Here is a 9988-nt window from a genome sequence, read left to right on the forward strand (position 1 = left end):
ACTGTGCCCTCTCGAGCGCCCAAACGATCGCCACTGACCCAACGCTGGTCGGCGCTGCGCCGCTGGTTCGCCAAGGGCCGGCCAGCCAGTGCCGGGCATGACGCCACTGCCCGCTCGATCCACGAATACTTCCGGCTCAAGGCTCACAGCCAGGGTTACACCCTCAGCCACAGCCAGCAGCGGGTGATCGATTGCATGGCACAACAGGCCAGCCTGTTGTTCGGTGCCAGGCCGCAAACGCCGCCGAGTCTGTACCTGCATGGTGCGGTCGGACGCGGCAAGAGCTGGCTGCTCGAAGGCTTTTTTCAGGCCCTGCCCACCGCGCAGAAACAGCGCGTGCATTTCCATGAATTCTTCGCCCGATTGCATCAGGGCATGTTCGAGCATCGCGAACAGAACGATGCCCTCGGCGTCACCCTCGATGAACTGTTACACGACTGCCGGGTGCTGTGTTTCGACGAATTTCATGTGCATGACATCGGCGATGCCATGCTCATTACCCGGCTGTTCAAGGCCTTGTTTCAGCGCGGCATTGTGTTGCTGGTGACCTCCAATTATCCGCCGGAGGGCTTGCTGCCTAACCCGCTCTATCACGCGCGTTTCAAACCGGTGATCGACTTGATCAACGCACGCATGCACGTGATGGAGGTCGGCGGCCCCCACGATTACCGCAGTCAGGCGAGCAATCATGCGCACCAGGTCTTCACTCAAGGTCATTATGTGTGGCCGGCCGCAGCGACCCAGCGCCAGGCGCTGAATCTGCCGCCCGAGGGTGCGCCAGCCATGGCTCTGCCGGTGGGCAGCCGCCACATTCAGGCGCGCCTGTGCGAGGATCGCCGGGTGGCTTTCAGCTTCAACGATTTGTGCGAGCAACCGACGGCGGTGATGGATTACCTGGAACTGTGCCGGCGTTTCGACCAGTGGATCATCGACGACCTGCCGGAACTGGACGAACGCTCGATCGCCGCGCAACAGCGCTTCATCAACCTGATCGACGTGCTCTACGACCAGGACAAACACCTGACCCTGCTCAGCCGCTTGCCGCTGCGCGAGACCCTGAGCGGCAACGCCATCGATCTGGCCCGCACCCGCAGCCGTCTGGGGCAGCTGCAGGAAATCCACTGATCCCATTGATCATCACCGATTACCACTGTGGGAGCGAGCTTGCTCGCGAAAGCGGAGTGTCAGTGACAAATCACTGACTGACAGGACGCCTTCGCGAGCAAGCTCGCTCCCACAGAGGATCAGAGTGTTCTTCAGTGCAAATCCCGGCTTTGCCGTTATCATGTCGCCCATTCCGAGCGCCCGGCGCTTCTTCATTTGATAGTGAACCTGCACATGCACACCCTTGCTCAATTGCGCGCCGGCGAGTTGTCGGGCATTACCCGGCTGGACCTGTCCTGCGGCCTGACCGAGTTCCCCCGGGAAATTTTCGATCTGGCCGATACGTTGGAGGTGCTCAACCTCAGCGGCAATGCCTTGAGCAGCCTGCCGGACGACCTGCATCGGCTGACCCGCATGCGCATTCTGTTCTGCTCGGACAACCACTTCACCGAGGTGCCGGAGTGCGTCGGCCAGTGTGCAGCGCTGACGATGATCGGCTTCAAGGCCAACCGCATCCGCCACGTGCCGGGCGCTGCATTGCCGCCGCTGCTGCGCTGGTTGATCCTGACCGACAACTGCATCGACACCCTGCCCAGCGAGCTGGGCGAGCGCCCGTACCTGCAAAAACTGCTGCTGGCCGGCAATCGCCTGCAAGCGCTGCCGGCGTCGATGAGCCAGTGCCACCGTTTGGAGCTGATCCGCATCGCGGCCAACCAGTTGCGTGAACTGCCGCAGTGGCTGCTGACCCTGCCGAGCCTGACCTGGCTGGCATATGCCGGCAATCCGCTGGAAACCGAAGCCGACGCCGCCGCGCTGGAGGCCACGCCGCTGATCGACTGGTCGACACTGCGTCTGCAACAGCGTTTGGGCGAAGGCGCTTCCGGGGTGATTTCCCGGGCACAGTGGCAACGTAGCGCAGACTCGTCGGTGCCGGTCGCGGTGAAGCTGTACAAAGGCGAGATGACCAGCGACGGTTCGCCGCTGCATGAGATGAACGCCTGCATCACCGCCGGCCTGCACCCGAACCTGATCCGCGTGGAAGGCCGTATTCACGGTCATCCTGACGGGCAACACGGGTTGGTGATGCAACTGATCGACCCGAGCTTTCGCAATCTCGCGGCATTGCCGAGCCTGGCGAGTTGCTCGCGGGATGTGTATGCCGAGGACTGCCGCTTCAGTGCCGAGGTGGCACTGAACATTGCCCAAGGGATCGCATCGGCGGCCGAACACTTGCATCAACAGGGCATCACCCACGGCGACCTCTACGGCCACAACATTCTGTTGAACGATCAGGGCGATTGCTTGCTGGGGGATTTTGGCGCGGCATCGTTCCATGCCACCACTGACAATCTGGAAACCCGGGCGCTGCAACGCATCGAAGTACGGGCGTTCGGGGTTCTGCTGGGGGAATTGCTGGCGCGCATCGACTCAGGGCTGAGTGCCGAGCGGCGCGAAGTGCTGCAAGCGCTGGAACAGCGTTGCTGTCAGCCGGATGTGCTGGCGCGGCCGGGGTTTGGCGAAGTGATTGAGGTGCTGGAAAAGCTGTGACTGACACAATTCCTGTGGCGAGGGAGCTTGCTCCCGCTGGACGGCAAAGCCGTCCCAAAAACAACGACTGCTGCGCAGCCGAGCGGGAGCAAGCTCCCTCGCCACAGCTTATCTCTGTAACAAATCAGCCCGCCAGGCCGACAAACATGTCCTGCACGTCATCGTGGTTGTCGAGGCCTTCCAGGAACGCTTCAACTTCAGCCATCTGCTCGGCACTCAGGCCGCTGACCGGGTTCTTCGGCTGATAGCCGAGTTTCGCCGACAACACCGTGAAACCTTGCTCAGGCAGGGCTTTCTGGACGGCATCAAGGTCGGTCGGATCGGTCAGGAACAGGGTCGCGCCCTCTTCACCCGGCTCGAAGTCCTGGGCACCGGCCTCGATCGCGGCCATTTCCGGGTCGGCGTCCGGGGTGTCCGGCGAGGCTTCGATCATGCCGACGTGGTTGAAGTCCCAGGCCACCGAACCGGATGCACCCAGTTGGCCCTTGCGGAACGCCACGCGGATTTCCGCGACGGTGCGGTTGATGTTGTCGGTCACACACTCGACGATCAACGGAACCTGGTGCGGCGCGAAACCTTCATACGTCACACGGTGGTATTGCACGGTTTCGCCCAGCAAGCCAGCGCCTTTCTTGATGGCGCGGTCCAGGGTTTCCTTGGGCATCGAGGCTTTCTTGGCCTGTTCGACCACCAGACGCAGGTGTGCGTTGGTGGCGGTATCGGCACCGTTGCGGGCAGCGATGGTGATTTCTTTCACCAGTTTGCCGAAGATCTTGCCCTTGGCGTTGGCTGCCGCTTCTTTGTGTTTAACCTTCCACTGTGCGCCCATTACTCACTCTCTTGATCTGTGGCGCCGAGACATCTATTGGCCGACGCGTGGCGCCAAGTTTATACGGCCTAAAGTCGGCAATCGACCAAAAAAATTCATTGTTGAATCGACATCTTCACCGCGACTTGTAGGGCGATTCTGAAAAGCCCACCAGCCACGACCATTAATGCTCGCGTTTTCGTACCCTCTGCCGTCCGTATTGCCCCACAGAGCCCGTATGAATGCTCAATGACCAGCAAAGCCCGTTCACCCTGACCCTGACCGACGGCCCACTGTGCCTGCCGGTCCTGTGTTTCAGTGGCAAGGAAGCACTCAATCAGCCGTTTTTTTTCGAGATTGAAGTGATCGCCCTGGCCCCGGCCTTGGCGCCGGGCAGCCTGCTGCGACAACCGGCGTTCCTGCGCCTGGGCGACGCTCACGGCATTCACGGCCTGATCCACAGTGTCAGTTGTGAGCATCGCGCCAGCCACCGCATTGGCTACCGATTGACGCTGGTGCCGCACCTGCAACGTCTGGCGCAGTCGCCACAGCGTCGGGTCTTCGTGCAAGCGAGCGTGCCGGCGATCCTTGCCCAACTGCTCGAAGAGCATGAGCTGCCAGCCGACAGTTACCGGATCGAAATGAGCGTCGGCCCTTACCCACCACGGGAATTTTGCCTGCAATACGAGGAAAGCGACCTGGCCTTCCTTCACCGTCTGTGTGAGGAGGAAGGCATTCACTATCACTTCGAACATCGCCCGGACGGGCATGTGGTGGTATTTGCCGACGACAACCTGAGCCTGCCGCAGGAACCGCTGGCAGTGCCGTTTGCCGTGACCGACGACACGCCCTCACCGCGCATCAGCACGCTGTTACAGCGCCATGACGCGACACCAGTCATGGCCGCGCCCGGCATTCGCAATCGGGGCCAGGCAGTCATCAGCGCAGACGCGGCCAACCACCCCGTGCCTGCGCCCACACCGCTCAAGCTGTCGAGCGACCAGCGTCACACCGAACAACGCAGCCGGCGTCATCTGCAGCGCCAGCGCTGCCAGTCGCGCACGATTCGCGGATCCGGCGATTGCAGCGCGTTGCGCAGCGGGCATCTGCTGCAGATCAGCGAACACCCGATCAATGCGTTCAACGAGCAATGGCTGATCACCGAACTGCACCATCAAGGCCGGCACCCTTCGATCCTTGATCCGACAACCGAAGTGCATGATTACCGAAACGACTTCAGCGCCCTGCCCTGGTCGAGCGACTTTCGCCCGCCCCTGGCGCAGCCGCGCCCGAACATCGGTGGCTATCACCTGGCACGAGTGCTGGGATCGCCTGGCCAGCCAGCGCCACTGGATGATCGCGGGCGCATCGGCGTCAGCCTCTGGCCGACGCAGACACCTGAGCCTGCGTGCCTGTGGTTGCCGATCGCGCTGACCGGCGCCGGCCGGCTCGCCATCCACCAACTGCCCCGCGCCGGCAGTGAGGTGTGGGTGAGCTTCCTCGACAGCGACCCGGATCGACCGATCCTCTGCCTCGCCCATCCACGCCCGGCGCCACCGAACGACACGCCACCACCGCGCGACGACAGCCTGTTGCTCGACTGGCTGCTCCACGGGGCCGATCCGTAAGCATCGCAGACATTGGAATTGAGAACAGCTGCCGGAAAGTGGTTGGCCGTCAGGCCGCCATCGCTGGCAAGCCAGCTCCCACAGGTGGATTGGGTGTGGGCAGTGGGAGACTGGTCGGCTGTCAGGCCGTCTTCGCGAGCAAGCTCGCTCCCACAGTGGGAATGGGTGTTGGCAGCTGGAGACTGGTCGGCTGTCAGGCCGCCATCGCTGGCAAGCCAGCTCCCACAGGTGGATCGGGTGTGTTCAGTTGGAAATTGGTCGGCTGTCAGGCCGCCTTCGCTGGCAAGCCAGCTCCCACAGTGGGAATGGGTGCGGTCTGTTGGAAATTGGTCGGCTGTCAGGCCGCCTTCGCTGGCAAGCCAGCTCCCACAGTGGGAATGGGTGCGGTCTGTTGGAGATTGGTCGGCTGTCAGGCCGCCTTCGCTGGCAAGCCAGCTCCCACAGGTGGATTGGGTGCGGTCTGTTGGAAATTGGTCGGCTCATAGGCCGCCTTCGCTGGCAGGCTGGCTCCCACAGAAAAGCAAAGCAGCCCAGGCAGACCGCATGCTTTTCACCACTCAACAGGATGAGCGTTAGCCCGGCTGCAGCTCTTGATCTTGCCGTGCCGGCCCCATCGGCAGGCTGAGTGGAGGGGTTTATCCGGGGGTGGGAGCGCAGCGACCGTTTGGCGCAGCCAAACACAGCGAGAGGAGGTGCAGCGAAGCAAACCGTAGGCGCTGCCCCCCGGATGAATCCCGTAACGAAGGAACCCGAGCCTAAGCGAGGGCCGCACGCCGGGGCCAAGCCTTTTGCTTACTTTTCGGCGTCTGGAAAAGTGAGTCGCTGTAAGAGCGAAACCATAAGAAGCCGTTACCGCAGAAACGGATATGTACTCGGTAACCCAAAAGAACGCAGCGCTCGCCAGCCCCCAATCACCCCTTGTCAGCCTTCCCCGCCGCCGCCGCAAACTTCGCCAACCGCACATCCAGATGCCGCGGCCGCCGCCCATGATCCTCAGCCCGCTCCTTGCGCCGAATCGCATTACGCACCATCAACGACCCCAGATACCGAAACGGCTCCGGCGGAAAATACCCCAACGGCCCGTTCACCAAGGGCGAACGGGTCCACGGGTTATCGAGCCCCTGCACCAGCGAGGCAAGAATCTGCCCGCCCATGTGACACGGCCCGACGCCACTGCCGGAATAACCAAAACCATAAAACACATTGCCACTGGCACTCATCTGCCCAAAAAACGGCAACCCGGTCACCGAACGATCCGACGGCCCGTTCCAGGTCGCATCCACCTTGACCTCGGCAAACGCCGGAAAAAACGCCCCAAGGCTGCGCCTGAGCAAATCCGCATAGGGCGATGGCTGATCGAACACCGGCAGCATCCGCCCGCCAAACGCAAACGTGTTGCCACCCTTGCCAAGCATGATCCGGCCATCCGGGGTGTTGTGGTAGTAGTGCACGAAAATCCGCGAATCGAGCACCGTGACGCCGCTGGTCAAACCGATTTCCTGCAGCAGATCCGGGCGCGGCTCGGTGATCAGCATGTCGCTGGAGACAATCGCCACGCTACGTTCGAACTGTGGAAACGCCCGGGCCATCCACGCATTCATCGCCAGCACCACGCGGTCGGCTATCACGCAGCCCCCAGCGGTGTGAATACGCGCCGGACGGCCCTCTTCCAGACCGGTCATCGCGGTGTTCTCGTAGATCTTCACGCCCAGTTGCAACGCCACCCGACGCAGCCCGCGCACCAGTTTGCCCGGCTGCACACTGGCCGCCGCTGGCGAGAACCAGCCTTCCAGATGCTTGCTGGAACCGGCCATGCGCTGCACATCGGCCACCGGGCGCTGGGTGAACGAGTTGATGCCGTTACGCTCCAGCGCCGCGATCACCGCGTCGGTCGAACCGACCTGCGCCTTGTTGGTGGCGGTGTACAGCGTGCCGTCGAGGCGATAATCGGCATCGACGCCGTACTGTTCGCAGAACTCGCCGATGGCGTGGATGCTGCGCTCGGATTCCTTGACCAGGCGCACCGCCTCCTCGACACCGAACAGGCGCTCGAGGGTGAAATACTTGGCCGACCACGACAGCGCACAACCACCGTTACGCCCACTGGCACCGGCGCCGCAGATGTCGGCTTCGATCATCAGCACGTCGAGCTCAGGGTTCTGCTGCTTGAGCATGATCGCCGTCCACAACCCGGTGTAGCCACCGCCGACGATGCACACGTCGGTGCGCACTTCACCTTGCAGCGGCGGGCACGTCGGGGATGGGTCGGCCTGCAAGGCTTGCTCGAGCCAAAAAGGTCGCATGGGATTCTCCAGTCAGATGGCCACGACACAGCCTGCCGCGAGCACCGCAGCAGGCCGCGAGGCAAGGGTTTTCAGTTACGCAGGGGTTTGATGGTCAGCGGGCAATTGGGAATGGCCGCGCGCGGTTCCATCACCCCGACCGGGCGGCTGTTCCAGTGCGGGATCAGCACCAGCGCCGAAAACAAGGCGCAGCCGGCGAAGACAATGAACACCGTCACCGAATCGAAGTAACCCGGCAGCAATCCGCCGAGCACCGCGCCAACCGAACCGCAACCGTTGACGAAACCGGCCGCCGTGGCGCCGGCCTTGGCCTTGCCGAAGTCGATGGCCGCGGCGCCGCTGATCATCGAATCCGGTCCGTACAGGGTCAGGCCCATGACAAACAGCAGCGCCACCACCAGCATCACGCTGCCGGTGTGCAACGCGCCCATGAACAGCGCCAGGGTCACGGTCAGCGCCAGCAGGCTGAGGACGCAGGCCGGCATGCGCCGGGCGCCGAACAGCTTGTCCGAGGCCAGGCCGATCATGATCGGCCCGAGCAGACCAGCCAGTTCAAACGAGGTGGGAATGATTGCCGCGCCGACCTTGCCGACACTCGGCATCTGCTCGAAGACGATCACCGGGCCCCACAACAGAATCGCGTAACGCGCCGGTTTCAACATGAAATACGCCAGACCCAGCACCAGCACCGTGCGGTTGCGCAGGATTTCCTTCAACGGCTCCCAGACGCTGAGCTTGCTGTTGGCTTCGGTTTCTTCAGCGCTCAGTTCCGGCTCCGGCTCCACGGCCGGCAGGCCGACGTCTTCCGGTTTGTTGCGCTGAAAAATGAAGAACAACAGCGCCACCGCCGCGACCACCGCGGCGCTGGATATGAACGCTGCGTGCCAGGTGCCGATCAGCGTATACGCCCACCAGCCGGCGAACGGCGAGGCTACCAGACCGCCGAACGCATAGCAGGAGCTCCACAATCCGAGCACCCGCCCGCGCTGCTGCGCCGGGAAGAAACTGCCGAGGTTCTTGCACAATCCCGACCAGCCGGTGGACTGCGCCAGGCCCTGAATCAGCATGCAAGTGGCGAAGATCGGTAGCGTGGCAAAACTGCCCATCACTAACGCCGCTGCGGCGGAAATCAACAGCCCGCCGAGCACCACGACCCTTGGGCCGAAGCGGTCGGCAAGCATGCCCCAGGTGAATTGGCCGATGGCGTAGGCCGCCAGATAGATCGCATCGAGGTTGGCCATGGCCATCTTGTCGAGCATGAAGGTCGGGTCTTCGGCGATGCCCAGTTTGGCCACCGAAAACGCTTTGCGGGTGAAATAGAAAGCGGCGTACGCGAGCCAGGTGATAGCGAAAATCTGCATGCGCCAACGCGCAAGGGTGCCGATGTGCTTGTTCATTGTGGTTCTGACCTCAGGGTGTGAGTGTGCCGGCAGAATCGTTAAGTAAACGCCTGTGTTTTTTATTGTTGAGCACTGCGCCAGCGCCCCGTCCCTATGGCGATAGCGGTCAGATGAGTCCTGTTATTGCACGCACAGGCTCATCGCCAGCGTTGCTGCCTGAACGGGCAGTCAGCGATGGCGTGAGCGGATCAAAGCAATTACTGTTTAATAAATAAAATCGATTTATCGTATTTCACACATAAGCTCAGCTTGTTGATGGAGGCTACATGTCGGTGTCCCACGCCCAGCTCAAAGCCTTTCACGCCGTGGCTGTACACGGAAGTTTCACCAAAGCGGCCGAACGGCTTTTTCTCACGCAACCGGCGATTTCCGACCAAGTGCGCAAACTGGAGGAGCGCTTCGGTGTGTTGCTGTTTCATCGCAACAAGCGTTCGGTGCGCCTGACCGATCTGGGCGAGCGCCTGCTGGCGATCACCCAGCGGCTGTTTGTGATTGAGGCTGAAGCCCAGGAACTGCTACAGGAATCCCAGGCGCTGCAGACCGGCAGCCTGATTCTGGCGGTGGATGCCCCGGTACACGTGCTGCCGCTGATTGCGCGGTTCTGCGAGCGCTACCCGGGGATCAGCGTGAAGATCGAGACCGGCAACACCGATGAATCGCTGTTTCGCCTGTTCAACTATCAGGCCGATCTGGCGCTGCTCGGGCGTGATGTCAGCGATGAACGTTTGCTGTGCGTGCCGCTGCGCAATGACCCGATGGTGGCGTTCGTTTCGCGCCATCATCCGTGGGCCGAGCGTGAGTCGATCTGCCTGGCGGATCTGGATGACACGCCGCTGGTGCTGCGCGAACACGGCTCGGTGACCCGGCAGACGCTGGAAGAAGAAATGGCCGGCGCCGGGTTTCGCATCCGTCCGGCGATTCAGGTCGAAGGCCGGGAAGCGGCGCGCGAGGCGGTGGTGGTGGGAATTGGTGTGGGGGTTGTTTCGGCGGCGGAGTTCGGCGCGGATTCGCGGGTGTGTGCGTTGCCGATTACCGACTGCACCCGGCGTTTGACCGAGACCCTGGTGTGCTTGCGCGAGCAGAGTTCGCGGCGGGTGGTGGCGACATTTCTCGATATGGTGCGCGAGAGCCTTGCTTAGACAGTGACGGCCTCATCGCTGGCAAGCCAGCTTGTATGCTGGGACTTGAAGGGAGGAG

At 62.3% G+C, this 9988-nt stretch carries 7 protein-coding genes; 4 read left to right on the forward strand and 3 right to left on the reverse strand.

All coding sequences use genetic code 11. The annotated features are described in order from the left end of the window. The first annotated feature begins 3 nt into the window (after positions 1 to 3). Positions 4 to 1125 (forward strand): cell division protein ZapE, encoded by a 1122-nt coding sequence (gene zapE / locus B1722_RS24285; protein ID WP_086794652.1) that lies wholly within the window; start codon positions 4 to 6, stop codon positions 1123 to 1125. A gap of 213 nt (positions 1126 to 1338) precedes the next feature. Further along, positions 1339 to 2652 (forward strand): leucine-rich repeat-containing protein kinase family protein, encoded by a 1314-nt coding sequence (locus tag B1722_RS24295; protein WP_041068736.1) that lies wholly within the window; start codon positions 1339 to 1341, stop codon positions 2650 to 2652. Between the two features lie 124 nt (positions 2653 to 2776). Here B1722_RS24295 and B1722_RS24300 read toward each other — a convergent pair whose 3' ends face one another. Further along, entirely contained in the window at positions 2777 to 3481 is a 705-nt protein-coding gene (locus tag B1722_RS24300; protein ID WP_027614601.1) for a YebC/PmpR family DNA-binding transcriptional regulator, read from the reverse strand. A 221-nt stretch (positions 3482 to 3702) separates the two neighbouring features. Between B1722_RS24300 and B1722_RS24305 the strand changes: the two genes are divergently transcribed. Continuing rightward, entirely contained in the window at positions 3703 to 5088 is a 1386-nt protein-coding gene (locus B1722_RS24305) for a type VI secretion system Vgr family protein (RefSeq protein WP_086794654.1), read from the forward strand. A gap of 911 nt (positions 5089 to 5999) precedes the next feature. On the opposite strand, the gene B1722_RS24310 is transcribed toward B1722_RS24305, so the two are convergent. Both B1722_RS24310 and B1722_RS24315 read right to left on the reverse strand, forming a co-directional pair. After that, entirely contained in the window at positions 6000 to 7391 is a 1392-nt protein-coding gene (locus B1722_RS24310; protein ID WP_086794656.1) for an FAD-dependent oxidoreductase, read from the reverse strand. 71 nt (positions 7392 to 7462) lie between these two features. Then, complete coding sequence (locus B1722_RS24315) at positions 7463 to 8788, reverse strand: MFS transporter (protein ID WP_041073891.1); 1326 nt, start codon at positions 8786 to 8788, stop codon at positions 7463 to 7465. Positions 8789 to 9057: 269 nt separating this feature from the next. Here B1722_RS24315 and B1722_RS24320 point away from each other — a divergent pair, with 269 nt between their 5' ends. Further along, the gene (locus B1722_RS24320; RefSeq protein WP_041073893.1) at positions 9058 to 9930 is read left to right on the forward strand and encodes a LysR family transcriptional regulator; all 873 of its coding nucleotides are present in this window, start codon (positions 9058 to 9060) and stop codon (positions 9928 to 9930) included. Positions 9931 to 9988: the final 58 nt, after the last annotated feature.

The organism is Pseudomonas sp. SCPG-7, assembly GCF_002156405.1.
Classification (GTDB): domain Bacteria; phylum Pseudomonadota; class Gammaproteobacteria; order Pseudomonadales; family Pseudomonadaceae; genus Aquipseudomonas; species Aquipseudomonas parakoreensis.